The sequence below is a fragment of the Nocardia sp. NPDC051463 genome (assembly GCF_040681975.1).
Lineage (GTDB): Bacteria > Actinomycetota > Actinomycetes > Mycobacteriales > Mycobacteriaceae > Nocardia.
In genome coordinates, this window is sequence record NZ_JBFBAB010000001.1 from 1 (window position 1) to 24,837 (window position 24,837).

The window sequence follows — 24,837 nt, forward strand, 5'->3', positions numbered from 1 at the left end:
CAGCTGATCACCGAACCGGGCCAAATCCTCCTGAAACGACACGATCGCCGCAACCTCTCAAATCGAGAGTGTTGCGACGATCGCGTGAACCCGCCGGGGGCATGGCGGGGCGGTTGCATTGACGGGCTCCTGCATCCTGCAACCGTAGGTAACGGTTTGATAAATGTCAGCGATGGGTAGCCCGCAGATATGACAGCGATACAGAACCAGCCAACCCGGATCATGGGCGTGGAATGGGGTACCGCAACCTTGGCGTTGATGGCCTGCCTGATATTCACCCTCGGAATCGCGGCACTGACCAACTCGATCGTTCTCGCGGTCGGCTCAGGGACGCTCTTCGGCGCTGGGGTCGTGTTGACCTCGAAGATTCTGCCCGCCGAACGCTGAGCACGCGCCCAACGATCTGCCGGAAAAGAATATCGGCCCGAGCCTCGTAGCTGGCTTTTTCCTCATGCGTCTCGACCACGCACCAGATGTTTCGCCGCAGGCCTCATCACCGATCACGGGACTATTACGATGGCCGTGTACATGGCATGCGAATTGGGAACACACGCCGATATTCAGGTGAGGTGGTTCCGCTGGACGGTGAGGCTCCAGCAATGAGCGAACCTCACCACAGCGATCGCGGGGGCTTGGGCGAAGCCGATCCGCTCTCCAACATCCCGTTTCCCCTGGGACGCTGACGAGCGTACACCAAAGCCGTTGTGCGCGGGCTGGTTTCGGCGAAGGCAACGTCAGTGATCGGTGACTACAGCGGGTAGGTCCACGGCTCGAGCACCGACGGCAGGCAGATCGTGTCGGCCAGCGGATCGATCCGCAGGAAGGTCAGAAACTCCTCGAGGGTGTGACCGGTCGCGAGAATGTCGGCCAGCAGTTTCTGGGCAGCGTCCAAACCGTCATCGCCGCCGGGCCCCGCGATCCGTCGCTACTGTCCCACGCTCCCCTCAGCCGGCCTCGAAGGCCGGTGCGGCGGACGCGGCATGCTGCTCCGGGGCGTGCGTCGGACGGAGTTGGTATCCGTCTTTCAGATGCGCAGGTTGTGCTCGATGTCCTCGTGGAAGCTGGAGAGCGCCTGGTCGGTCAGGGTGGGCCGGGTGTCGGCAACGGCCGCCAGGAAGTCGTCGGTGCCAGCTGGCTGACCGCTGCGATGGGTCACCTCGCGCTCGAAGGCGCGTTGAGCTCCCTTGCGGGCTGCGAATTCGATATCTGCTGGGGTGAACATCTCGCTGGCCTGCACAAGTGCGTCGAGGTCCACCGCCTCCCCGGCCGGGCCCAGGTAGCGCCTCCAGATGGCCTCGCGAGCCGCCGGGTCGGGCGGGCCGACCGGAATGATGTAGTCGAACCGTCCGGGCCGCAAGAACGCGGGGTCGAGGGTTCGCAACGAGTTGGTGGCGCAGATCAGCAGCCGGTCGGTGTGGTCCCGAAATGCGGGGATCAGTTTGAGAAGTTCGTTGGTGACGCCGTGGCCGGGGTCGAGGGCGACGCCGGAACGTGCGGCGGCGATCTCCTCGACCTCGTCGATGAACAGCAGTACGCTCTCCAGCTCGGCCAGGTCCGAGAAGGCGTCGCGCAGCGACGCAGCGAGGCCGCCGGCCCCGTCGGATGCCAACCTGGAGGGGAACAACTCCACGAACGGCCATCCCAGGCGGGACGCCACGGCTTTGGCGAAACTGGTCTTGCCGGTGCCGGGTGGCCCGAACAGGATCACCGCCTTCGGTGGCGTCACGCCGTACCGATCGGCGACGTCGGGCTCTGCCAACGGCAGCACGATCCGTTTCTCGATGGTCTCCTTTGCCTCCCGCATGCCGACGAGGTCCTCCCACAGGCCCCGTGGCAGGATCCGGCCGCCGAGTTCGGCCAGCAGTCCCGCGTCTCCCGCACCCAGGTGCTGGACCTTCTCATGGAAGACCAGTCCGCCGACTTGGTGGTACCCGGAGTTCTCCAATGCCGTTGCCCCGGTCGCCCCGGGTGCGAGCACCGCGCTGATGCGGCGCACTCCAGATCCACGCAGACGCCGCTCGATGTCCGCGATCAGCGTGCTGCCAAGACCTCGGTTGCGCCACGAGCCCGACAGCGCGATGAGCACGATCCACGCACGCTCCCCGTCCACACGTGCCACGGCAAGGCCCACCACCTGCTCTGCGACGAGCGCGACAACGGCGGGCTGACCGTTCCTGGCCGCAGACACGACCTCGGACAGGGGGAACACCGGCTGTGGCAGGTCGGACTGGCGGTTCTGGTCCCACAGCTGGATGGCTTGATCCAGGTCGTCATCGTGGAAGTCCCGCAGGCGCCAGACCGGCACGCGCACCCACTTTCCGGCCCACCGGCGAAGCGGCGGGTCACAACCCGTCGGGATGCCCGGCGGCGCGCCTCTCCGGCCCGCGCCGTGGTATCCATCATTCTCCCCCGCCAGCCGGTCATCCAGCAAGCCGAGCGAGCCCCTCCTGCAGTGCAACGCAGCACTGGCGTTCCGCGAAGGCCTCGTCGTCCGCGGGCCGGACGATGCGCCGCCCCGCTCGAGGCGGTCGCACCGACCGTATCCGAGACTGAACCGGAAGGGGGCGGTCCAGTGCCTTGGAGCGACGTGATGTGGACGCCTCCACAGCACGCTCGAATGGTGATTCGTTGCCCCATCGGCAATCCCGAACGTACCTGGCATAGTCGCGCCTACGGTCGGATCGATGGGAGTTAGGTGAAGGATTAGGGGATTGGTCAACTTCAGGTACGAATCAGCCGATTCGTACGGCGGATGTGCCCACCGAGATCCCCGGAGAAATCCGTGGCTTCGGACGCGTTTCGAGTGGGCGCCGGTGTGAGATCGTTGTTCGATCATCGCGACCTAGCACCGGAACCGCACCCACCTTCTGGCGGTTCCCGATCAGCCGATGCCCTGCGTGCGAGTATGCCGAGTGCGGACCGAGCGGATGACCCCGGAGGGTCACCCGCTCGGTGTCGACTCTGGCAAGCGTCGAGTCAGTGGCGGAATGCGTCTTTGACCTTCTCGCCCGCATCCTTCAGGTCGGACTTGGCCTGATCGGCCTTACCTTCGTGCTGCTGCTCCTCGTGGCGATCGGTTCGCCCGCTCGTGCCCTGCCAATCCGAGAGTACCGTCCGGTATGCATCTGAATGTGATGCTGTCAGGGGTATGGGGGTAGCGGTGGATCCGTACAGAGTCCGGCGCTTAACTCGAAATATGTTGTAGGACGCGGTGGTTCGATTCGCCTATCTCCCGTTCGTTCCGATACGGATATATTGGTGGCGCGCGCGTTCGCCCGCCCCGAACGGTGATCACGATCCAGTAGAAACGGGTTGATCAGTGGAACTTGCCCGCGCGACCGCGACGACGCCGAATACTTCGGTCGGGACTCGGCCTGCCCGTGACAGCATTCACGACTGGATCGCCACCCGATCCGGACTATCGCGGCTGGGCGCGTGTTCTGATCGACCAAGGGAGTTCACCGTCAATGTCACTCGCCTGTGACAGCGCCTGGATATGCGTGGCCTGTGGCCAGATCACCTGCCAGCGGCCGTCACGAAGCTCGTAGATGTCGGTGTGCCAATATCGCTGATTCCGAAATCGGCGGCGATCTGCTTGAGCTGGTGGCCCGGTTCCCGGTTACGGGCGACCCGGACGACGGCTTCGCGGAACTCTTTGGGGGTAGGGCTTGGGCACGGTTTACATCCTTCCAGCAGTCCGCGTTCACCGCGCTACACGACCCCGCCAGCCGCACCCACTACGACCGCAAACGCGCCGAGAGCAAGAAGCACAACGCCGCCCTCATCTGCCTGGCCCGACGACGCTGCGATGTCCTCTTCGCGATGCTCAAAACCAAACAGCCCTACCGGACACCGGAACCCGTTGCGGCTTGACGAAAACCATAGGGACACCCCGCCACAGACCCAGAGGCCGTCGGCGAGTCCCTGCGAATGCGGAGAGTGACAGTCGAACCTTTCCGATTCAATTCCTGTGCCGAGCCGGGCGTATCTGGTTGCGGACGTGCGGACTGCACCCCCTTCACTTGACTTGAACCGCGCTTCAAGTGTCAGGTTGACTCCCATGGAGATTCGCCGCCATGCCACGCAGCGTCGTACGCAAGACGGCATCCATCGTGACATGTCTCAGACAAAGGTCACGTCCCTGATCGCTGAGGAGGCTTTCCCATGACGGAATCGACAGACTGGACCGATGCCGAACTGGGTCGGGCCAAGCCCCTCCCGACGCTGCTCGCGTGCTGCGGCGCGCTCGCGGCAACGCCTGCCCGCATGTTCCGGCCCCGTCGCCCCGATAAAGGCGTCCTGGCGAGCATCAGCGACGCGGGTCTGCCGTTTGCCCGTGCTTCGGTCCGTCTTACCGCCCTTACTCAAACCGGGCAGACAGCCCCGACCGCCCTCATCGCCGAAGGCGTACGCGATCCTCGACACTTGCGTCTGGGGATGACGACCTTCCTCGTCGAGCATCCGAAGGCTCGATTCCTGGTCGATCCAGCGGTGTGCGCCGACGTTCACGAACGAGTGCTGCCCCAGCTGGCCAAGCCGTTGCAAAGGTTCGTTGCTCCGGAGAAGCCCGTCATCGGACTGGCCGACATGCTCGGCCGGGTAGACGTGGATGTCGCCGACATCGACTTCGCGTTGCCCACTCACCTGCACTGGGACCACGTGTCGGGTCTGCTGGAACTTCCGGCTTCGATCCCCGTGTCCACCAACGCCGTCGAACACGACTGGGCGCTGGCAGGACCGGTGGCGCCGCTCGGGGTCGCTCGAGGTCCTCTCCTCGGGCGCACCTTCCAACTGTACGAACTGGACGGCCCCCCGGTGTCAACCTTCACACGCAGCCACGACGTTTTCGGTGACGGGTCGGTCGTCCTCGTGGACCTTCCCGGGCACACCCCGGGAAGCGTCGGTGTTCTCCTTGCGGTTGACGACGGCAGCCGGGTTCTCCTGGCAGGCGACTCGATCTGGCACGGACTGCAAGCCACGCTCCTTCGCGGCACGGCGCCGTTCCTCGGCCGAATCATCGACCACGACCACGAGGGCGCGGCATTCGACACGATCCACCGCCTCCACGTCCTCACGAACGAAGTCACCGTTGTCGCCAGCCATGATCATGGCGCGGCCAGCCGACTCCCCAGATGGTATTCGGGCGTTTCAGCGGATTCGAACAACGAGCCGCCCGCTGGGCCGCAGAGGTGAAAATATGGCCAACACAATGAAATGGGCAGCTCCGGGGGTGTCTCAACCTGGAGCAATAATCAAGACCTGTGGCTGATCGGGAGGGAGTGCCTTCCCGATTATCTGAAGTCACTTGTTTCGATCAAATTCAGCCCGCTAACACCGGCGGGAAGATATCCCGCGCTCGGGATAGTTCAGGATTTCGTCGACTTCAACGCGAGCGGCATTGTTCGATGGCCGTTCGTTCTCGAAAGAGATCGTTTGCGGCGGTAGTTGCCGGCGGCGTTATTGCCAGCCGAGATCGCTGCCTACATCGAGCGGTTCACCTAACAAATCGGCGAGCAGGGCCTTCGGGAATTTCACCGCGAAATCCTGGCGGGAACACATGAAACAGAGTCGATCCTTGGATAACAAAATCGTACAGCTATTCCAGAAGCTCAAAAAGATCGTGGCCGATATGTTCGACCGGAAAACCAAGATGGAGGCCGAATCCGTCGAACGTTTCAGCGAGGCAGCCAAGCTGGCGGCGAAAAGGCTTGATGAGAACGATATTCGGGCCGCAGGCCGGATCACCTATGCCGCAGAGCCCGAATCGGTGCGGACGATGCGCTCGTCCGGTACACCGTCTCGATCCACGATCGGTGATCCCCACAACCGACTGCCGTCGGAATATCTGGATCTGACGCCGGACGAAGTCGGACCCGCAATTGTCGGACCCGCACAGGCGACGCACGGGCCGGGGATCGCTCGTGCGCATGTGCTGGCATCGCGCGCCGCCTACCTCGAACTCCTGGAGGCAATAAGGCGTGGTGATGTCCTGCTGGCCGACTTGGACCCGCGGATGATCGCAAACTGGTCAAAGAACCTCGATGATTTCCTGCTGGCCGACTTGGGCCCGCGGAAGATCGTGGACTGGTCCCGGCTGGCCATGGCGGGAGAGCCGGGGCTGTGGACAGCTTGCACGGCCGACAATACGGTTGCGGGATTAATTTGGGTGTCGACACGTGACGATGGCGCCGGAATGGTGAATGCATGGTACGTGCATCCGAATTGGCACGGCACCGGAGTCGGCCGAGATTTGATGCGGACGGCGCTCGGCCGGCTAGGGAACGTCGATGTCTACACTCAAACAACCATGGGCACCACGGCGGTCGCGCGCTATGAGCGGTATGGATTCAAAATATTCGGGGAACGGGGAGATACACCGCCACCGCTGCGACACGCAGGGTTGTGCGCACCCCAGGTGACCTTGAAGCTCTCTTCAAAAGCGGCCGGACAGTAACTCAGCCGACTTCTCAGGAATGGCTCGCAACCGATCAGGTGATAGGTAGTGCTGAGAGCGCCTTGCCGGGTCCCACCGCAATGCCATTTATTGAACGCCCGTGCGTTGGCCAAGTAGATTTAACGCGGACGGCCCTCCCTGATGCAAAAGAAATGACATGGCAGCCGTTTCCGCTACCGAATTCAAGTCACGCGATCTCAGAATAGAGCACCGAACCGTGCCAAACGATTTTCACCTGCACTATCTGCGCATTCTCGTCGACCCGACTCTGCCATATACCTTTGCTCTTCTCCGTCGGGCTCGCCACCATCTAGCGCGTCCTTTACCGCGCCGGATCCCAGTTCGCCGAGCAGTGACCAAACCGGGGATCAAACCGTACGTCTGGTCGGTGGTGATGTAGTGACCGGGCGGGTGGCCAAGTTGTTGCTCGAACTGCCCAGCGGCTGGCGGACTTGGGTCTCACGTTGGCCGAGGGTGCGGAGCAGATGCCTCGCCAGTCCGCTGGCGGACTCAGGCGGGTCAGCCACGGACCCTCCGTGGCCGACCGGGAAGGCAAAGATGAGATCGAACGTGCAGCCGGTGACCTCACCTCACCGAGCGCCACACTCGCGCGACAAGGCCACGCCACGCATCCACCGTCGTCGGCGACGACAGCGGACGCGCACCACAGCCTGCAAGCGAACCTGGTGGGGTCGCCCCCGTCGGCCAGGGTAATGAAAGCTGGCGCCGCAACCCCCTGTCGCTCGACTTCAGCGAAACGGCAACGGTCATGCTCCCCATCCCCAACTTCAATGGATGGAGCGGGGGCGTCCTCACTGCGAACAAGATCGACAGGAACGCCATAGAAATGTATGGCTTTGGGTCGTGCCACCAGCTGGCTGCCACGCTGCACCACATGACCGGTTGGCCCATCGTGACCATCGACCGACAGATCAAAGGGAAATGGGTCGCCGACCACAGCGCTGTGCGCACCCCGACCGGAGACCTGCTCGACATCTTCGGCCACAGAAGACTGGACACCGTCATGGACCAACTCAAAGAGTCAGTGACAAAGCTCGGAGACGGGCCGGTCAGACATCGGGTCGTGCCTGTGGAACGCATGCCCGGTGATGTGCTGTCCGACATCGACCATCTACGCGGCGACCCCCTCTGGTGGGCCGCCGAGTACGATATGGCCGCTGTCGCGGTAAACAACCATTTCGCGCGATGTGTACTGCGCGACAATGGATATCCCCACCTCGCAGGTCATACAAACCCGTGTGGACCAAGCAGCCATCCAAGACCTGCGGCACCTCACCATCTCGAACGCGAAGCCCAACTAGTTGTAGTCCCACGCCGACCCGCGATCAGCCTCCGGTCCCCATCATCGAGGTCGAAGAACCACTCCAGCTCAACGTGGCAGCCCGAACCGACCGGCGCCGCCCTCGTCGGTCACGACGACATGAAATCACCTACAGCTCAACACCGCTCGATGTTCCGCGCGGAGCGCCGGATCGGGCGGAGCCGCTCCTCAACCCCGTGAGCCCGCGAGCTACGGCCCACATTCGCCAAGCGGCGTCCTCAAAATAGGTAGACTGGTCTATTGCATCAGTAGACCAGTCGGTCTACTGTGCTGAACATGGCAATTGACACCAAGCAAAGGGTCCTGGAGGCGGCTGCCGACTTGTTTCAGCGGCAGGGTTACAACGCGACCGGATTGAACCAGGTACTCGCGCAGAGCGATGCCCCCAAGGGTTCGCTCTACTTTCATTTTCCTGGGGGTAAGGAGCAACTGGCGGTGGAAGCGGTGGCCTTGGCAGGCAACCGGCTAGGAGAGGACCTTCGCCTCGCGTTGGCGGATGCCCCTGACGCGCGGACGGGCATCCTACGGATCTTCGACCTGCTAGCGCGCAACCTTGAAAGTTCCCAGTTTCAAGAAGGCTGCCCTGTGGCAACGGTGGCGTTGGAATCCGCCGCCGAGAGTCAACCGATTCGGACCGCTTGCGACGGTGTTTACACCCGTTGGATGGACGGCCTCGTCGGTTATTTGCGTTCACAGGCGGTTTCGAGCCCGCAGTCAGAGCGGCTTGGCGCGCTCATCCTGTCGTCGTTGCAGGGGGCCCTGCTCCTTGCCCGTGTCAAGCACGACGTCACGTGGGTGCAGACAGTCGGCACCGAGATGGCCGATCTCGTAGCCAAAACCATCGACGAAAGCGAATGACATGAAGATTCACCACCTAAATTGCGGTTCCGTGCGGATGATCGAGCCCACTTACGAAGGTCTCGAATCCGCACACGCGGTAAACCACTGTCTTCTCCTCGAGACCGATTCGGATGGTTTGGTACTCATCGAGACCGGTTTGGGTCTCGACGACGTGCACGACCCGAATACAGTGCTGGGGTCCGCGTGGGTCGAGATGTCCCAGCCGGTGCTTTCCGAAGAAGAGACCGCCATCCGCCAAGTGGAGAGACGCGGGTTCTCGGCCGACGACGTAAGACACATCTTCCTTACGCACCTCGACATCGACCACTGCGGCGGCCTGCCCGACTTTCCTGATGCGCAGGTACACGTTCTGGGCGCTGAGAAGGAAGCAGCATTCGCCGAAGCGCCGAGTTTTCGGTATCGCCCCGGGCACTGGGCGCATGGACCGAACTGGGTGTCCTATGCCCCAGAATCCAACGACGAGTGGTTCGGCTTCACCGCTCAGCGGGCACAAGGACTGTCCAGCGAAATATTGATGATTCCACTTGGTGGTCACACCGCCGGTCATGCCGGCGTCGCCGTCCGCACAGGTGATGAATGGATCCTGCATTGCGGTGACGCCTACTACTACCACCGCGAAGTGGAAGTGGACCATCATCCACACCCCTTGCTCGACTTTGTGCAGACTACCGCCGAGGTTCATCACGACCTTCGGCTCGGCACCCAAGCGCGGCTGCGCGAACTGGTTCGCGACCACGGCGATCAAGTCACGCTCATCTCCGCTCACGACCCCTGGGAGTTGCAGCGTCTTCAGGCCAATGGGCGATGACACAGATCAAGCCGGAGAGAGACATCGTGAACAACGAAACAGCCAGCAACGGTATGGCGTCAGTCAATGGCACCGAGATCTACTACGAAGTTCGCGGGGACGGGCCGCCGATCCTCTGCATCTCCGGTGGATTCGGCGACGCAGGCGCATGGGAGACCGTCGCCACGATGCTTGCCGATAGCCACACAGTGATCAGCTATGACCGGCGCGGGCATTCGCGCAGCCCTCGCCCGGAGGGATGGACAACGACCTCGATAGACGAGCAGGCAGCAGATGCCGCAGGTCTGATCGATGCGTTGGGACTCGGGCCAGCGGTGGTTTACGCGAACAGCTTGGGCGGCGCCATCGGGCTGACATTGGTGCTGCGCCATCCGCACCTGGTCCGGCTCGTGATCCTCCACGAACCATTTCTGGCGTCACTGCTTCCGGATCCTGCGCAAGCACACGCCCCATTGCGGCAGGTAGCAGCACCATATATAGCGGAAGGTGACCTGCGCGGGGCGGCAGACGCGTTGCTGAGAACACTGAATGGCGAGGCCTACGGCGCTATGTCCGTCGACCAAGTCGAACGAATGCTGGGCAACGCCGAAACTCTATTGGGCATCGACAGAGGCTTGGCGACACTGACTGTGGACATCACAGAGCCGACCGTCCCGCTGACCATCGCTCACGGAACGGAGTCCCCGGAGTTCCTCGTTGTCGGCGCCCGCCGGCTTGCAGAATTGCTCAGCAAGGGTCTCGTTACCCTTCCCGGTGCGCACGTTCCGCAGATCACCCATCCGCAGGCGGTTGCGGACACCATCCGCCAAGCCGTTAGCGCGGCGGGGCCGGCGTGAACCAGATGCAGAATGGGCCGTCCGTATCCAGATCGAGCTCGGGGCGCTTCGAGGCTCAGAAAGGTGCTGGCATCGATGCGATCACCGTTCTGGTTCCAGATGAATACGGGCGGCAGGTGTTGTCGCGCATCAACGGGGTTCGGGCATTGCGTTTCGACCACGGCCAACCGCTGCCAGTGGACGCCGAAGATGCCGAGGTGCTCGTTCCGCGGTTTCTCGCCCACCCTTCCGAGACAGTCGAGTTGATATGCGGCTTGCCAAGGCTACGGCTGATTCAGCTGCTGACTGCCGGCGCAGAGGATTGGATCGGTCGACTGCCCGCGGGTGTGGAGCTGTCCAACGCTCGGGGAGCTCATGGGGGCAGTGTCGCGGAGTGGGTTTTAGCAGTGTTGTTGACGTTCTACTGGGACTTGACGGCGTTCGCCGACGCGCAGAGCAAACATCGCTGGGCGCATCACCAGACAGACGGTTTGCGAGGTAAACGGATTCTGGTTGTAGGCGCAGGTGATTTGGGTACGACCTTGCAACGGAGGCTGGAGGTGTTCGATGTCACCGTGACCTTGGTCGGCACCGTGGCCCGTGACCAGGTGCGCGCAGTGGACGAGTTGCCCGAGCTGCTCGGTCGATATGACGTCGTAGTGTTGATGGTGCCGGTGACTTCGGAAACGGTGGGCATGGTGGACGCTGAGTTCCTCGCCAGGATGGCTGACGGTGCCGTGCTGGTGAACGCCGCGCGTGGAACTTTGGTGGACACAGACGCATTGGTCGCGGAGCTGTCCTCCGGACGGCTGCGTGCTGCGCTGGATGTGGCCGATCCGGAGCCGTTGCCGTCCGATCATCCACTGTGGACAGCGCCGGGTCTGCTGCTGACACCGCATATCGGCGGTAGCAGTCGCGGCAACTTCGACCGCGCTTACGCCATCGTGGCCGATGAGATCACCCGATTTGCGGCGGGCGAGAGCCCTAAGAATCTCGTGCGTGGCGAATATTGATCGAAGAGTCGACCCGTATCGGCCGGTGGCGAGATTCGCTGCGACGTCAGCCGGTAACCACAGCACATCTACGGCGAGCCCGATGACCCGGGTGCTGAATTGGTGCCGGACCGACTTACCAGTGTCCGTTGCCGCGGCCAGCTGGAGAGTTCACCGAGACAATGAAGACTGTCGTGCTGCCCGCCTCGTTCGGGCGCCACCGGGAAGTCCAGCCGGATCGCTTCGAGCATGCTGTCCCCGGACATTCCACTGAACGCTGCGTACCTGCCATCTGGACCGTTGTGCACCGGCACTTCAGCGCTTCGGAACACATGATAAGCCGCCTGAGGCTCTTCCCCGACGATCTGCCCCAGCGACAACCAGATCTGTACGACCCCGCGCAGGCAAGCCAAATTGCGAGGCCCATCAAACGCACGGCTGCCAAGCCGAGCACTTCACCGAAAGATATTGCAACCATGAGAGTTTCGATACGGCAAAGACTTGCAGACCTGGGTATGAATATGCCGCTGTCATGATTCCACGTGGCGGATATGCCGCGACGACCGAAGTCGGAGAGTTGCTGTTCATCTCGGGCCAACTTGCTGTCACCGACGGGCAACTTGTGGCTTCCGGCATCGTCGGCGCCGATATCGATCTTGCCACCGCTGAAGCCTGTGCTCGCGCGTGCGCTCTCAATGTTCTATCCCAACTCGAAGCCGCCACCGCGGCAGGCAGCGCGTTGCGAATTGTCAAGTTGACAGTCTTCGTGGCGAGTTCACCGGATTTCATTCAGCAGTCCCGCGTGGCCGACGCCGCATCCCAGCTGATCAACGAAGCCATCGGCACCACGGGTGGACACAGCCGATCTGCGATTGGAGTAGCCGCGCTTCCACTTGGCAGCCCAGTCGAGGTCGAGGCCATCGCGGCAATCACCGACAGATGATTTCCGCCGAGGCTCCCCCGGTTCGCAACTGTCACCGAATCCGGCTATCACCGCTACGGAGCCACCTGGCACCCGTTCGGTCACTCCATGACGATGTGACGAACGTGATCCAGACACACCGGTCGAGCAGGTGAGCGCCGATGCACTCCGAACCACATTGCGAACGATTCTCTCCCCGACCTGGTGAACCTGACACCCACATTCGATTCATAGGGATGGCAGGTGTATTCGACTTCGTCGGATGTTCGACGGCGGTTCAGAATTTCCTCAACAAGTGGGCTGAGAGCCACCACCCCGATGTCTCGGTCGTCGAGATCAACGACGGTTGCATCGACTTCTGTCGAATGCCGTGCGAGGAACTGTGGCTGTTGCCGTGATCGAATCCGGAAGAACCCACACATCTGGCTGACTACCGGCGCTCTATCTGGTTTCGAACGCGCCATCGCAGACGCCGCAGTTGCCTGAGCGACACCATTACGACCGCCGCTCTCCATTCCGGTCGCCTCGACGATCAGATCGACAACCTCCACGCAGCCGGGCGCGGTGCCAACATCCGGTCGGCGCACAGCGCCTGATCGCCGCACAGCCTCCGGACAGGTTGCTATACCGGCACCGTCAGCGCAGGTAGCGGGCGATCGCGTCGGCGACGCAGGCGGGTCGCTCGGCGCCCTCGAGCTCGATCGCGACGTGGCGCAACGCCTGCACTCCCCCGGGCACATCGGTGACCGAGGTCAGTGTCACTGTGCCGCGGATCCGGCCGCCGACCGGAATCGGAGCGAGGAACCGGACCCGGTCGAGACCGTAGTTGATCGCCATGCGGGCCGCGCTGACGGTCATCACCTGACGGGTGATCGGCACCAGCAGCGACAGGGTGAGGAAGCCGTGGGCAATAGTCTGCCCATAGGGCCCAGCGGCGGCGCGTTCGGGGTCGACGTGGATCCATTGATCGTCGCCTGTCGCCTCGGCGAAACGGTCGATGCGCTCCTGATCGATGGTGATCCAGTCGCTGGCCCCGAGTTCGGTACCGACCGCGGCGCGCAGTGCGTCGAAATCGGCGAAATCCGTTGTCATACAGCTCCTCCGAAACGTCGGCGCAGTTCACGCTTGAGCACCTTGTGCGTGGGGCCCAGCGGGAGCGCGGTGACGAACTCGACGCGGCGAGGGTACTTGTAGCGCGCGACCTGCTCCTTGCCGAAGTCGATCACGTCCTGCTCGGTCAGTTCACCGTCCGGCACGACGACCGCAACAATCTCCTCACCGTAGTGCTCGTCGGGCACTCCGATCACCGCGACCTGTGCGATGCGCGGATGCCGGATCAGCGCCGCCTCGACCTCGGTCGGATAGACATTGAACCCACCGCGCAGAATCATCTCTTTGATCCTGTCGACGATCCGCAGGCGGCCGGTTTCGTCGCGCACGCCCATGTCACCGGTGCGGAACCAGCCGTCGACCACCGCCGCCACCGTCGCCTCCGGCCTTCCGGTGTACCCGCTGAACACGTTGTGCCCGCGCACCACCACCTCGCCGGTCTCCCCCACCGGGAGCAGCACGATCCGGTCCGAGATCCCGGGATCGGCGATCTCGGTGTCGACACCCCACACCGGGTGCCCCACGGTCCCAGCCTCGGTGCCGTAGATCGGCTGGTTCACCGCCGCGGTCGGCGAGGTCTCCGAGAGCCCGTAGCCCTCGAGCACTGGCGCGCGGAACACCCGCTCGAATGCTTCGAGCACGGCGACGGGCAGCGACGCACCGCCGCTGACGCACAGCTTCAGCGTAGGCAGTTGCGGGGCGTTCGCGGCGGCTTCGATCAATGCGAGGTACATCGTCGGCACCCCATGGAACAGATTCACCCTCTCGGCCGCCATCAGCGAAACAGCCTCGGCCGCATCGAATCTCGGCATCAGCACGAGCGTGCCGCCGACGCGCCAGTGCGAGTTCATCGACACCGTCTGCCCGAACACGTGGAACAGCGGCAGCGCGCCGAGGGCGATGTCGTCACGATGGATCTCGTTGGCGTCGAAGGCGTTCACCGTCGCGCACATGACCATGTTCAGATGGCTGAGCTCGGCACCCTTGGGGACCCCGGTGGTACCGCTGGTATAAAACACGACCGCGGTGTCGAGCGGGCTGCGCGAGACGAACGCCGAGATCGGTTCGCCGACGAGATCGCCGGGCGCGACGACATCGATGCCCGCGCTACTCGCCGCAGCGGCGCCCGTCGCGGCCACCTGCGGATGACAGACCAGCAGCGACGCACCGCTGTCACGCAGCACGTAGTCCATCTCGGCGGCGGTGAGCAGCAGATGCACCGGCACCACCGTCGCGCCCGCGGCGAGGATGGCGAAGTAGGCACGCGGGAAGTCCGCGGTGTTCGGGCACAGCAGCGCCACCCGGTCACCGGGCCGCACACCGCGGGCGATCAGGGCACCCGCTTGTTCGCGCGCCTGGCGCCACAGGTCGGCGAAGGTAATACGCGATTCGCTTTCGATCAGCGCGAGATGGTTGGGCCGGCGGCGGGCGGGTTCGGCGAGGATGCTCGCCAGGGAGAGGGTGGCATTCACGGGTGTTCCTAGAGTTCGGCAGCGATGGCGAGGTATGGCACGAATGCCTAGCGGTGGAGGTGGACGGCAAGGCCCTGACCGACGCCGACGCACAGCGTCGCGACGGCATGGCGCGCATCGCGCTCGGCAAGCTCGATCGCGGCGGTGAGCGCCAGCCGCGCGCCGCTGGCGCCCAGCGGATGACCGAGGGCGATCGCGCCACCGTTGGGATTGACATGGTCGGCGTCGTCGGGCAGACCGAGCCCACGCAGCACGGCAAGTGCCTGCGCCGCGAAGGCCTCGTTCAGCTCCATGACGTCGACCTCGCCGATCCCCAGACCTGTTCGCGCGAGCAGCTTCTCGACAGCGGGCACCGGTCCGATGCCCATGATCCGCGGCGGCACGCCCGCCGAGGTCACGGCACCGACCCGGGCCAGCGGCGTGAGACCGTAACGTCGTACGGCATTCTCGGAAGCGAGCAGGACCGCCGCTGCACCGTCGTTGATGCCCGAGGCATTGCCTGCCGTGATCGACCCGCCGGGTACCACCGCACGCATCGCGGCGAGCGCGGCGGCGCTGGTCTCGCGCGGATGTTCGTCCCGATCGACCACAACCGGCGCACTGCGCCGCTGGGGGACCTGCACCGGCGCGATCTCGCGGGCCAGCCGACCGCGCGCGATCGCCGCCGCGGCCCGCTGTTGTGAGCGCAACGCGAACGCGTCCTGGTCGGCGCGGGCGATGCCGTACTCGTCGGCGACGTGCTGAGCGGTCTCGGGCATCGTGTCGGTGCCGTATCGCTCTTCCATCCGCGGGTTCACCAGCCTCCAGCCGAGCGTGGTGTCGGCCAGCTGCGCCGAACGGTCCCACGGAGCTCCGGTTTTCGGTATTACATATGGTGCCCTGGTCATCGATTCGACGCCGCCGGCGATCACCAGGTTCGCGTCACCGGCCCTGATCGCCCGCGCGGCGTAGCCGACCGCGTCCAGCCCTGAGGCGCACAACCGGTTGACCGTTACGCCGGGCACCTCCACCGGCAGCCCGGCGAGCAGGGCCGCCATCCGGGCGACATTGCGGTTGTCCTCGCCCGCCTGGTTCACGCAGCCGAGCACCACATCGTCGACGGCGGCCCAATCCACACCCGGAAGCCGTTGTGTGAGTGCGGTGATCGCGTGGGCGGCCAGGTCGTCGGGACGCACGGCGGCCAGCGAACCACCATAGCGGCCGAACGGCGTCCGCACGCCGTCGACCAAGAATGCGGTGCCCGTCACAGTCCCATGTCCTTGGCGATGATCATCTTCATCACCTCGCTGGTGCCACCGTAGATCCGGTTGACCCGGTTGTCGGCGTAGAGGCGAGCCACGGGGTACTCGTTGATGTAGCCGTAGCCGCCGTATAGCTGCAGACAGCGGTCGATCACTCGGGAGGCCACCTCGGTGCAGAACAGTTTGGCCGACGCCGCGTCTGCAGGGGTGAGCTCACCGCGGTCCAGGGCGTCCAACGCCCGGTCGACCACAGCTTCGGCGGCGTCGACCTCGGCCCGGCAGGCGGCCAGCTCGAACTTGGTGTTCTGGAAGTGGGCGACCGACTCTCCGAAAACGGTTCGCCCCCTGGTGTATTCGAGAGCGAACCGAATCGCGGACCTCGCCTGGGCGTAGGCGCCGACCGCGATCGATAGGCGCTCCTGCGGCAGGTTCTGCCCCAGGTAGCCGAATCCCTTGTGCGGCTCGCCCAACAGGTCTTCGACCGGTACCCGCACGTCGTCGAAGGACAGTTCGGCGGTGTCGGACACCTTGAGGCCGAGCTTGTCCAGCTTGCGTCCAACGGTGTACCCCGGCGACTTGGTATCGACGACGAGCAGCGAGATGCCGTAGCGGCGGTCGGTTTCCGACGCCGCGGCGGTTCGCGCACACACGATCACGCGGTCAGCGTGCACGCCACCGGTAATGAACGTCTTCGAACCATTGAGCACGTAGTGGGTGCCGTCCGCGGACAGTTGTGCGGTGGTACGCATCCCGGCGAGGTCGGAGCCGGCGCCCGGCTCGGTCATCGCGATCGCGAACATGATCTCGCCGGCGACGAAGCCGGGCAGCCAGCGGTGCTTCTGTGCCTCTGTCGCGAGGTTCTTCAGATACGGCAGGCACAGCCCGACATGCACCCCGGAACCACCGAAGGACACACCGGCCCTTGCGGTCTCCTCCATGAGAATTGCCTGGAACTTGAACGAGTCGATACCGGCGCCGCCGAATTCCTCGGGCACCTCGATCCCGAACACGCCCAGCTCGGCCAGTGCGCGGTAGAACTCGCGCGGCACGATGCCCGCCGCGTACCACTGCTCGTACACCGGCACGACCTGCGACTCGACAAACGCGCGCGCCGTTTTGCGGAACGCTTCGTGCTCGTCGGTAAAAACTGTTCGTTGCATGATGATCTCCGCAATTCAGAGACGGCGTCCGCCGTCGACGTACAGGGTCTGGCCAGTGACGAACCCGGCGTCGTCGGAGGCGAGGAAGGCGACCACGTTCGCGATATCGGTGGGTGTGCCGACCCGGCGCAGCGGGGTGATATCGGCCGTCTTGACCTGCAGTTCCTCGGTGCTCACACCGATCCGCGCGGCGGTGGCCGCAGTCATCTCGGTGGCGATGAAACCGGGCGCGACCGCGTTGACGCGGATACCGAACGGGCCCAGTTCCATCGCGAGGGTGCGGGTCAGACCCTGGATGCCTGCCTTCGCGGCGGCATAGTTGGCCTGCCCGCGATTGCCGAGCGCCGATACGCTCGAGGTGTTGACGATGGCGCCTCGACCGTAGGTAATCATGTGCTGCCGGACGGCTCTGCTGCACAAGAACGCGCCACGCAGGTGCACCGCCATGACGGTGTCCCAGTCCTGCACCGACATCTTGAACAGCAGGTTGTCGCGCAGTACGCCGGCGTTGTTGACCAGCACGTCGAGCGAACCCAGGTCGGCGATGGTGTGTGCTACTGCGGCTGCCACCGAATCCTCATCGGTGACATCGCAGCCGATGCCGATCACGGTGCCGCCTGCGGCACCGATTCTTTCGGCCGTGCGGACGGCGGCGTCGGCGTCGATGTCGACGACCGCGACGGCGAGACCGTCGGCCGCGAGCCGGGCAGCGGTCTCGGCACCGATGCCGCGCGCGGCCCCGGTGACGAAAGCTGTTCTGTGGGGCATGAATCGATCTCCTGATGTCAAGCGATGGCATTCACGCCGGTGAGGGCGCGGCCGATGAGCAGTTTCTGGATCTGGGTGGTGCCCTCGTAGAGGGTGAGCACGCGCGCGTCGCGCAGGTACTTCGCCACGGGGTACTCGTCGATGTAGCCATAGCCGCCGAACACCTGGATGGCGTTGTCGGCGGCCTTCACCGCCGCTTCGGAGGCAAACAGTTTCGCCGTCGACGCGGCGGTGCCGAATGGTTCGCCGCGGTCGACGAGATCGGCTGCGCGCCAGGCCAGCAGCCGCGCGGCGTCGGTCGCCACGGCGATGTCGGCGAGCAGTTCCTGCACGAGTTGGTGGCCGGCGATCGGCTTGCCGAACTGTTGGCGTTCGCTCGCGTACCGCACGGACGCCTCGAGGCAGGCGCGAGCCAGGCCGACGCACCCGGCGGCGACACCGATCCGTCCCTTGTCCAGCGCCGACATCGCGATCCGGAAGCCCTGCCCCTGCACACCAAGGCGCAGCGCATCGGGCACTCGCACTTGATCGAGAACGAGCTCGGCGGTCGCCTGCCCGCGCAGACCGAGCTTGCCGGTGATTTCGGTTCGCCCGAAGCCGGGCAGATCGGTGGGGACCAGGAACGCGGTGACGCCCTTCGGTCCCGGTCCTCCGGTCCGCGCGAACACCAGAGCGAGATCCGCCCAGGTCCCGTTGGTGATGAAGATCTTCGTGCCGTCGAGCACCCAGTCGTCGCCGTCGCGGGTCGCGCGGGTGATCAGGCTCGCGGCGTCGGAACCGGTGCCGGGCTCGGTGAGCGCGAAGCAGCCGAGCTGCTCCCCCGCGCACAGCGGCGGCAGGAATCGACGCTTCTGCTCTTCGGTGCCGTACCCGGCGATCGACTTGCCGACCAAGCCGAGCGAGACCGAGACGATGCCGCGCACCGCGCTGTCGCCGCGGCCGAGCTCTTCGAGCAGGACGCAGTAGGCGAGCATATCGCCGCCCGAGCCGCCGTAGTCCTCGTCGATGCCGATCCCGAGAAAGCCGAGCGCGCCGAGTTTGCCGACGATCTCCGGGTCCACCGATTCGGCCCGATCCCAGCGCGCGGCGTGCGGCACCACTTCCTTGTCCACCCAGGCACGGGCGACCTCGCGCAGATCGCGCTGTGTGGGTGTGAGCTGGAGATCCATCGGACCACTCCTGAACCAAACGATGTTAGGTTTACTTGGCCACCATAACCTAACGATGTTCGGTTAAACAAGAGTCGAGTCCGACTTCGGTGATACGGTCGAATCCCGTCTCGATAAGGAGTGATGCATGGCAAGGCCGCGCGTTCCGCTATTGAGCCGCAGCCGCATCCGCGACACCGCGCTGGAGATGATCGATCGCGACGGGCTCCCCGAGGTGTCCATGCGCAAACTCGCCGCCGAGCTCGGCGTCCAAGCTGCCTCGCTTTACGGTCACTTCCCGAACAAGGAAGAGCTCTTCGACGACATCGCCACCGGCATCATGAGCCACGTCGACACCTCGGCCTTCGACACCGAGAACTGGGACGCCGCCCTGCGTGCTTGGGCGCGTAGCTACCGCAAAGCCCTGGTCGAACACCCGAATTTCGTGCCGTACCTGGCAGCGGGCCCGGGTAGGCGCGCGGAGAACCTGCGCGCCGCCGACGCCGTTCACGGCGGACTCGTCAGCGCGGGCTGGCCGCCGCGCTACGCCACCATGATCGGCGCGGCCACCCGCTACCTGGTGATGGGCTCGACGGTGGGTTCGTTCGCCGGTGGATTCGCCGACGACATCCAGGTCTACCGCGACCGCTACCCTCACCTGAACCAGGCGCACCTACTGCGCGCGGTCGCCGACGAGATCGACAACGACAGCTTCGAACTCGCCCTCACGGCTTTCCTCACCGGCCTCGCCGCTACCTACACCACCGTCGTCGGCACCAACTGACTTCGACGCCAGCAACCGATACTGCGCTCGCGATCACTACCGGACTGGCGATCCCACGTACTGGCGTTGGCGGATCATGACAGGCTCGATGAAGAGGAGTTGATCAGCCTCGCGTTCGCGATGATCATCGGTGGGTTCGCGATCGTCACCTCGCTTTCCTCTATCGTCCTAGACGAGGGTCGACCCAAGTACGCCAGAAACCTGCCGTCGGACCGCCTATCCGCCTGTTGGTCCAGGCCGAGAGATTGCACGGCTATGAGCGGCGGGTTGGGCTAGCCTCAGCGGTGTGAGCGACCGCGGTGAGCAGAACTGGTATCCGGTGTCGAGGATCGGGTTCTTCACCGACATTGCGCGGGAGTGGATCTCGATCACTCGCGGGCAGATCGAGCTGTTCGGTCCGGCGGTCGGGCAGCCCTACCGGTTGGACGAGACGACCGTGAACCGTGCTACCGAGGTGTACGGTCACGGCGTATTCCCGGCACCCTCCAGTATCGGTTCGGCGGAACCCGATGCGTGTTCGTGTCGTCGCACCACCAGCGAAGCGACCAGTCACATCCTGGTCCGCCGGAAACCGGCCGACCTTCCATCCTTTGGGAATACCGACTTCACACGCGTCTCTTGATGCGAAACCCGCTCAGTATGTCTGGCCGGGCGGCCTCGGTCAGCACCCGGCGAGCTGGGGGCCATCAGCCCAGGTCGGTCGGGAACAGAGCGCGTGGCTCGAGGTCCAGGCGGGTGACCGGCTCGGCGTCGGGTGGGGTGAGGTTGAGTACCCAGTCGCCGAAACGGCGGATTGTGCTGGTGATGTACGGGGTGATGGTGGCCAGGTCGTCAGGGTCGACCGGATGTCCTTGCACGGCCAGGGCGTTCGCGGCGTCGGTGATATCCAGGGCGGTGGAGTAGATCGCGCAGTTGGCGACGAGCTCGTTGAACTTCACCACCTTCTCCTGGTGGTCGGGGTCGTTGTGGCCGATCAGCTTGCCGCCGAACATCAGCCACGCGACGAACCCGTGGAACGCTTCCACCCGGTTGGTGACGGCCGTGATCTGCTCCCGCAACTCTGATTCCGACAAAAACCGCAGCAACGTGATCGTCCGCACGACCCGGCCCAGTTCCCGGAACGCCTTGTAGAGGCGGTTCTTTCGGGAGTGGTTGCCCAGGTGGCGTAGCAGGGTCACCGACGATAACCGGCCTTCCCGGATCGAGATCCCGACCCGCAGCAGATCGGTCCAGTGGCGTTCGATCAGGTCCCAGTCGATCGCGTGGTCTCCGAACAGCGAATCGATGTGCTGATACCTGGTTCCGGGATCGGGCCGGTAGAACACCAGATCGTGCCAATGCCGGATCCGTGGCAGCAGATCGAACCCGAGGAGTGTCGCGAGCCCGAAGACCGGCAGCGACTGGCCTTGCGTGTCGGCGTGAATCACTTCCGGCTGCACCTCCGACGTGTTCTGCAGCAGGCCCTCGATGATATAGACCGCCTCCCACACCCCGCACGGGATGAAGTGTGAGAACAACGCGATGTAGGTAGAGGAGATGTGGCGCATCGCGATGCCGCCGAACCCGCCGTAACGGATGTGACTCCTGCTAGAAGGTTGTTCTCCCAGGTGTCGATCTGGGAGTCGTCCGCGGCCACCACCTGCCCGTCGCCCCATACCCCGGCGACATCCAGGGTGGCGAACGCGTTGATCACAGCCGCGGACGCCTTGTGGATCTTGCCGGCATCAGCGTGCTTGTTGCCGGCGGTGTAGATCTCGTGCGCCGAGGTGTGTTTCATGTGCCGGGCGACCTCGGCGGCGGTCAGGTTCCCACCATGGGTGAACGCGGTGATCACGTACCGGGCCATCGCGTCACGGATCTTGGGATCCGACCCCGACGCCGGCCCGAAATGCCCCCACCACCCAGTCAGATACGCCACCCGGGTCAGCACATCCAGCAGGATGCGCGATGCGGAAGCCGCTCATGGATCGCAGCCTGCAGCTTCAACGCCTCCGGACGCCGGTCACCGCCTGTGCGCCGCTTCAGTACAGGTTTGCCTTCGTCGAGCACCAGATCGGTGTTCGACGGATACCCAGCATCCACCCGCGCCGCCGTGCCTGCCAGGCGCCGCTTGTAGAACGCGACCAGCTCCCCGTGACTGCGCTGACTGCCGAGCGGCTCGCCGAACACCCTGAGGTCGTACTCCAGCGGGGACACGACCAGCGACATCGTCCTGTTTGGCGGGGTCTGTCAGCTACCGAGGAGGATCAGCGGTTGCGGATCGTGCTGGGGCTGTGGCCGGTGTGGTGGCGGAACCATCGCGAGAAGGCGCTGAGTTCGGAGAACCCGAGGTCGGCGGCGATGTTGGTGAGGGTGCGGTCGTGGTGGGTGAGATAACGGTGGGCAAGGTCGAGGCGGGTGGTGTTGAGGACGGTGGTGAAGGTTTCCCCGCTGCGTGCCAGATGTCGGTGCAGGGTGCGACGGTCCATGCCGAGGCGGTCGGCGACGGTGGCGGCTGTGCAGGGGTGGGTGGGGAGCAGGGTTTCGATGACGGCGCGTGCTTGTTCGGTGGTGGATTCGCCGGTGGGCGCAAGGGAACGCAGATACTCACGAGCGTAGGGGCGGAGCAGAGGGTCGGCCAGGGGGTTGGCGGTATCGAGATCGTGGGTGTAGCACACGATCCCGTCGAAGCTCTGCTCGAATTCGACCGAGGGGCCGAGGATCCGGTAGGCGCTGTCGCGCTGCGAGGGCCCGCTGTGGCTGAAGCAGACCGACAACGGGTGCCAGTCCGAGCCGAGGAACTCCTGCAGGATGCGGCAGGTGGCACCGACGGTGAGTTCGGTGGACTGCCGGCCGAGCGAGGCTTCGGGAGCTGCCTGGATGCGGATGGTGGTCAGGCGATCGGCCTGGGTGATCCGGGTGCGCAGCGCTTCGTTGTGCAGAGAAATGTGGCGGAGCACGACGTGCAGCGCACTGCGAATGTCGGGTTCCTCGCGGGCCACCAGCGCGACGGGCCCGAGGTTGGCCAGGCCGCGACGCGCGGCCAGCAGCAGTCCGAACTCTCCGCAGTTCGTTTCGTGCGCAGATCGCTCCAGCAGTTGGTTCACCACCGTGGCGGGCAACCAGGTGTCGCTGGCGGTGAGCGCTGCGGCGCCGATACCGACCGATCGCAACAACAACATCGGATCGACACCCAGTGACAGCGTGAGATCGACGTAGCCGGACAGGACAGCGCTGCGGACCATCGGAGCCATCGGGGATCTCCTTCTTCCATCCATCGGTCCCAGATTGTCAAACATTGTGTCTCAATCAGTCAAGCATGATGTCAAATGCGCGCATACCGTGACGGCTATCACGTTCAAACGATCACAGGAGCCGCCGGTGAGCATCGAGTCCGTACCCGCATCAACTCCCGTCGTCGACGCGATGCGCGCACAGGGTGCATGGAATCCGCTGTGGGACAGGCTGTTCGACTGGGATCCGGAGTGGACCGAGCAGTTCATGTCCATGGGTTCGCTGCCGCTCCGCCGTGGTGTGTTGTCCCCGCAGTTCGTGGAGCTGCTGAGCATCGCGGTCGATGCCGCGTGCACGCACATGTACTCGCCGGGGGTGCGCCGCCACATTCGCGCCGCCCTGGAGCTGGGCGTGTCGCGCGAGGAGATCCTCGCCGTCCTCGAGCTGACCAGCGTGCTGGGCATTCATGCCTGCAACCTCGGGGTCCCGGTACTCGCCGAAGAACTCGACGCCTTCGAGCGTCGCCGCGCGGAGCAGCGCTGAATCCCACGTCGCACCGCATCACCCACAACGATCAGAAAGGGACGATCATGCACTACCTCGATGATTCGCTACTGCCGGAGACCCAGGAGAAACTGGTCATCCAGGTGGCCCCCTACGGCCCGGAGTTCCTGCCCGGCGATTCCGACGACATTCCGGTGACGATGGACGAGCAGATCCAGAAGGCGGTGGACTGCTACAACGCTGGCGCACAGGTGCTGCACGTGCACGTGCGCGAGGCCGACGGCCACGGATCGAAGCGGTTCGAGATGTTCAACGAGATGCTGGGTCGCCTGCGTGAGGCGGTGCCGGAGATGATTCTTCAGGTCGGCGGGTCGATTTCGTTCGCGCCGCCGGAAGGTGGCGACCAGGCGAAGTGGCTGGACTACGACACCCGCCACATGCTGGCCGAGCTCGATCCGAAACCGGATCAGGTCACCATTGCCATCAACACCAGCCAGATGAACGTCATGGAGCTGCTCAGCGATGATGACATCGCGGGCACGTCGCTGCAGAACCCGGTGCTGGCCAAGGCATACCGCGACATGGTGGTCGAAGCCGGGCCGGAGTTCTACATCGAGCATCTGTGTCGGCTGACCGCGGCCGGTATCCAGCCGCATTTCATGCTCGGGACGGTGCATCAGCTCGAGACGGTGGAGCGGTTGATTCGCCGCGGCTTCTACACCGGCCCGCTGGTGCTGAATTACGTGGCGATCGGCGGCGGCGCAGCGGGGCTGCATCCGGCGGACCTGATGGAGTTCATTCGCCGGACCCCGGACGGCGCGGTGCTGACCATCGAAACGATCATGCGCAATGTCACCCCGGTGTGCACCATCGCGATCGCGTTGGGCCAGCACGTGCGGGTCGGTATCGAGGACAACCTGTGGGGCCGCAAGGGCGAACGGCGTACCTCGGTCGAACAGGTCGAGCAGATGGTCCGTATCGCCGACGAGCTCGGCCGCGGGGTGGCCTCGTGTAAGGAGGCACGCGACATCTACCTGTTCGACGAGGTCTACTCCGGCACCGACGAGGCGCTGGCCAAGATCGGGTTCCCGCCCAACCGGCAGCCCGGCCAGCTCGGATTCCTGCACCACGCTTGATGTTTCACCGGTGAGTGGGTCGGCCGCGTATGCCCGCGGCCGGCGCACCGCCCACTGTTTGTTCGTCGACAGGTTCCGGCCGCGCCAGGTCGGTCCGTCGGATTCGC

Annotated in this window: 23 protein-coding genes and 3 pseudogenes; 14 read left to right on the top strand and 12 right to left on the bottom strand. The window is 64.5% G+C overall.

Annotated features, from left to right (window positions below):
• Positions 1-189: 189 nt before the first annotated feature.
• Positions 190-387: a hypothetical protein gene (locus AB0M74_RS00005; protein ID WP_364899863.1), complete on the top strand. Its 198-nt coding sequence runs from the start codon at positions 190-192 to the stop codon at positions 385-387.
• Between the two features lie 361 nt (positions 388-748).
• Here AB0M74_RS00005 and AB0M74_RS00010 read toward each other — a convergent pair whose 3' ends face one another.
• The 3 genes and pseudogenes from AB0M74_RS00010 to AB0M74_RS00020 form a co-directional block, all read right to left on the bottom strand.
• Complete coding sequence (locus AB0M74_RS00010; protein ID WP_364899865.1) at positions 749-892, bottom strand: hypothetical protein; 144 nt, start codon at positions 890-892, stop codon at positions 749-751.
• 132 nt (positions 893-1,024) lie between these two features.
• Entirely contained in the window at positions 1,025-2,305 is a 1,281-nt protein-coding gene (locus AB0M74_RS00015; protein WP_364899867.1) for a GNAT family N-acetyltransferase, read from the bottom strand.
• A 671-nt stretch (positions 2,306-2,976) separates the two neighbouring features.
• Positions 2,977-3,063: pseudogene (locus AB0M74_RS00020) on the bottom strand (CsbD family protein); the annotation flags it as partial.
• A gap of 633 nt (positions 3,064-3,696) precedes the next feature.
• On the opposite strand from AB0M74_RS00020, the pseudogene AB0M74_RS00025 reads away from it, so the two are divergent.
• The 9 genes and pseudogenes from AB0M74_RS00025 to AB0M74_RS00065 all read left to right on the top strand — a co-directional run.
• Positions 3,697-3,873 (top strand): annotated as a pseudogene (locus tag AB0M74_RS00025) (IS110 family transposase); the annotation flags it as partial.
• Positions 3,874-4,164: 291 nt separating this feature from the next.
• A complete protein-coding gene (locus AB0M74_RS00030; protein ID WP_364899869.1) occupies positions 4,165-5,193 on the top strand; it encodes an MBL fold metallo-hydrolase in 1,029 nt (342 codons plus the stop codon).
• 382 nt (positions 5,194-5,575) lie between these two features.
• Positions 5,576-6,454, top strand: a complete 879-nt coding sequence (locus tag AB0M74_RS00035; protein WP_364899871.1) for a GNAT family N-acetyltransferase — start codon at positions 5,576-5,578, stop codon at positions 6,452-6,454.
• A gap of 1,618 nt (positions 6,455-8,072) precedes the next feature.
• Complete coding sequence (locus tag AB0M74_RS00040; protein ID WP_364899873.1) at positions 8,073-8,654, top strand: TetR/AcrR family transcriptional regulator; 582 nt, start codon at positions 8,073-8,075, stop codon at positions 8,652-8,654.
• A 37-nt stretch (positions 8,655-8,691) separates the two neighbouring features.
• Positions 8,692-9,465 carry an MBL fold metallo-hydrolase gene (locus AB0M74_RS00045; RefSeq protein WP_364901885.1) on the top strand — a complete coding sequence of 258 codons (774 nt, stop codon included), beginning with the start codon at positions 8,692-8,694 and terminating at the stop codon, positions 9,463-9,465.
• Positions 9,466-9,491: 26 nt separating this feature from the next.
• Entirely contained in the window at positions 9,492-10,301 is an 810-nt protein-coding gene (locus AB0M74_RS00050) for an alpha/beta hydrolase (RefSeq protein WP_364899875.1), read from the top strand.
• 116 nt (positions 10,302-10,417) lie between these two features.
• Entirely contained in the window at positions 10,418-11,293 is an 876-nt protein-coding gene (locus AB0M74_RS00055; RefSeq protein WP_364899877.1) for a 2-hydroxyacid dehydrogenase, read from the top strand.
• Between the two features lie 511 nt (positions 11,294-11,804).
• Positions 11,805-12,215: a RidA family protein gene (locus tag AB0M74_RS00060; RefSeq protein WP_364899879.1), complete on the top strand. Its 411-nt coding sequence runs from the start codon at positions 11,805-11,807 to the stop codon at positions 12,213-12,215.
• 215 nt (positions 12,216-12,430) lie between these two features.
• Positions 12,431-12,592: a hypothetical protein gene (locus AB0M74_RS00065; RefSeq protein WP_364899881.1), complete on the top strand. Its 162-nt coding sequence runs from the start codon at positions 12,431-12,433 to the stop codon at positions 12,590-12,592.
• 238 nt (positions 12,593-12,830) lie between these two features.
• Here AB0M74_RS00065 and AB0M74_RS00070 read toward each other — a convergent pair whose 3' ends face one another.
• The 6 genes from AB0M74_RS00070 to AB0M74_RS00095 are packed head-to-tail and all read right to left on the bottom strand — an operon-like array spanning position 12,831 to position 19,114.
• Positions 12,831-13,286 carry a MaoC family dehydratase gene (locus AB0M74_RS00070; protein WP_364899883.1) on the bottom strand — a complete coding sequence of 152 codons (456 nt, stop codon included), beginning with the start codon at positions 13,284-13,286 and terminating at the stop codon, positions 12,831-12,833.
• Positions 13,283-14,776 carry a long-chain fatty acid--CoA ligase gene (locus tag AB0M74_RS00075; RefSeq protein ID WP_364899885.1) on the bottom strand — a complete coding sequence of 498 codons (1,494 nt, stop codon included), beginning with the start codon at positions 14,774-14,776 and terminating at the stop codon, positions 13,283-13,285. The genes AB0M74_RS00070 and AB0M74_RS00075 overlap by 4 nt, the downstream gene beginning before the upstream one ends.
• Before the next feature lie 47 nt (positions 14,777-14,823).
• Positions 14,824-16,023 (bottom strand): 3-oxoadipyl-CoA thiolase, encoded by a 1,200-nt coding sequence (pcaF, locus tag AB0M74_RS00080; RefSeq protein WP_364899887.1) that lies wholly within the window; start codon positions 16,021-16,023, stop codon positions 14,824-14,826.
• Positions 16,020-17,177 carry an acyl-CoA dehydrogenase family protein gene (locus AB0M74_RS00085; protein ID WP_364899889.1) on the bottom strand — a complete coding sequence of 386 codons (1,158 nt, stop codon included), beginning with the start codon at positions 17,175-17,177 and terminating at the stop codon, positions 16,020-16,022. Before AB0M74_RS00085 ends, pcaF begins: the two co-directional genes overlap by 4 nt.
• A 15-nt stretch (positions 17,178-17,192) precedes the next feature.
• Entirely contained in the window at positions 17,193-17,945 is a 753-nt protein-coding gene (gene fabG / locus AB0M74_RS00090) for a 3-oxoacyl-ACP reductase FabG (protein ID WP_364899890.1), read from the bottom strand.
• A gap of 17 nt (positions 17,946-17,962) precedes the next feature.
• Positions 17,963-19,114, bottom strand: coding sequence for an acyl-CoA dehydrogenase family protein (locus AB0M74_RS00095; RefSeq protein ID WP_364899892.1), 1,152 nt, complete (start codon positions 19,112-19,114; stop codon positions 17,963-17,965).
• 127 nt (positions 19,115-19,241) lie between these two features.
• On the opposite strand from AB0M74_RS00095, the gene AB0M74_RS00100 reads away from it, so the two are divergent.
• Together AB0M74_RS00100 and AB0M74_RS00105 are read left to right on the top strand one after the other, a co-directional pair.
• Positions 19,242-19,877, top strand: coding sequence for a TetR family transcriptional regulator (locus AB0M74_RS00100; RefSeq protein ID WP_364899894.1), 636 nt, complete (start codon positions 19,242-19,244; stop codon positions 19,875-19,877).
• Positions 19,878-20,163: 286 nt separating this feature from the next.
• Positions 20,164-20,499 carry a hypothetical protein gene (locus AB0M74_RS00105; RefSeq protein ID WP_364899896.1) on the top strand — a complete coding sequence of 112 codons (336 nt, stop codon included), beginning with the start codon at positions 20,164-20,166 and terminating at the stop codon, positions 20,497-20,499.
• 64 nt (positions 20,500-20,563) lie between these two features.
• On the opposite strand, the pseudogene AB0M74_RS00110 reads toward AB0M74_RS00105, so the two are convergent.
• The 3 genes and pseudogenes from AB0M74_RS00110 to AB0M74_RS00120 all read right to left on the bottom strand — a co-directional run bounded on the left by AB0M74_RS00110 (position 20,564) and on the right by AB0M74_RS00120 (position 23,110).
• Positions 20,564-21,807 (bottom strand): annotated as a pseudogene (locus AB0M74_RS00110) (transposase).
• A complete protein-coding gene (locus AB0M74_RS00115) occupies positions 21,801-22,085 on the bottom strand; it encodes a hypothetical protein (RefSeq protein ID WP_364899898.1) in 285 nt (94 codons plus the stop codon). The pseudogene AB0M74_RS00110 and the gene AB0M74_RS00115 overlap by 7 nt, the downstream one beginning before the upstream one ends.
• A 38-nt stretch (positions 22,086-22,123) precedes the next feature.
• On the bottom strand, positions 22,124-23,110 hold the full coding sequence (locus AB0M74_RS00120; protein ID WP_364899900.1) for an AraC family transcriptional regulator: 987 nt from the start codon (positions 23,108-23,110) through the stop codon (positions 22,124-22,126).
• Positions 23,111-23,282: 172 nt separating this feature from the next.
• Between AB0M74_RS00120 and AB0M74_RS00125 the strand changes: the two genes are divergently transcribed.
• Together AB0M74_RS00125 and AB0M74_RS00130 are read left to right on the top strand one after the other, a co-directional pair.
• Positions 23,283-23,633, top strand: a complete 351-nt coding sequence (locus tag AB0M74_RS00125) for a carboxymuconolactone decarboxylase family protein (RefSeq protein ID WP_364901887.1) — start codon at positions 23,283-23,285, stop codon at positions 23,631-23,633.
• 47 nt (positions 23,634-23,680) lie between these two features.
• Positions 23,681-24,730: a 3-keto-5-aminohexanoate cleavage protein gene (locus AB0M74_RS00130; protein ID WP_364899902.1), complete on the top strand. Its 1,050-nt coding sequence runs from the start codon at positions 23,681-23,683 to the stop codon at positions 24,728-24,730.
• Positions 24,731-24,837: the final 107 nt, after the last annotated feature.